General features: G+C 41.3%; 1 protein-coding gene. It reads right to left on the reverse strand.

Going from position 1 to position 453, the window contains the following annotated elements:
- Window positions 1-38 precede the first annotated feature (38 nt).
- Window positions 39-362 (reverse strand): GGDEF domain-containing protein, encoded by a 324-nt coding sequence (locus V7659_RS20020; RefSeq protein ID WP_335541688.1) that lies wholly within the window; start codon window positions 360-362, stop codon window positions 39-41.
- Window positions 363-453 lie beyond the last annotated feature (91 nt).

The following is a 453-nucleotide window of genomic DNA, read 5'->3' on the forward strand; positions in this document are numbered from 1 at the left end:
CCGCTTATTTTACTTTTGGCTGGTTACTCTTATCATTCTTACACATAAACACGCACTAGATTACGTCCTTCTCGTTTTGCAGCGTATAAAGCTTGATCCGCCTTATTCAAAAGCTGATAAAGTGTTTCCTCTTTCACTTTCACTGCCTCGGCCACACCACTACTGAAAGTTACAGGAATAACTCCTTCAGTAGTCATTAGCGGTTGCGCCTCTACGGATTTGCGCAGTTGATTGGCTAGCGCTTCTCCTTCTAATCCTGTTCTTCCCTTCAGCGCAAGGACAAACTCCTCCCCGCCATATCGAGCAAACAGCACGTCCTCCTTTAATTGCGCTTGGAAAACATTGACTACATGTTTAAGCAAATATCAAAGGAGGGCTTGGCAGCCCTCCTTTAAAATTTGTTTTTATGAATAAAGTTTTTTTTATCTTACTTTTTCACGGCTTAATTTTAAT

The organism is Neobacillus drentensis, from assembly GCF_036966985.1.
GTDB classification, from domain to species: Bacteria; Bacillota; Bacilli; order Bacillales; family Cytobacillaceae; genus Neobacillus; species Neobacillus drentensis_E.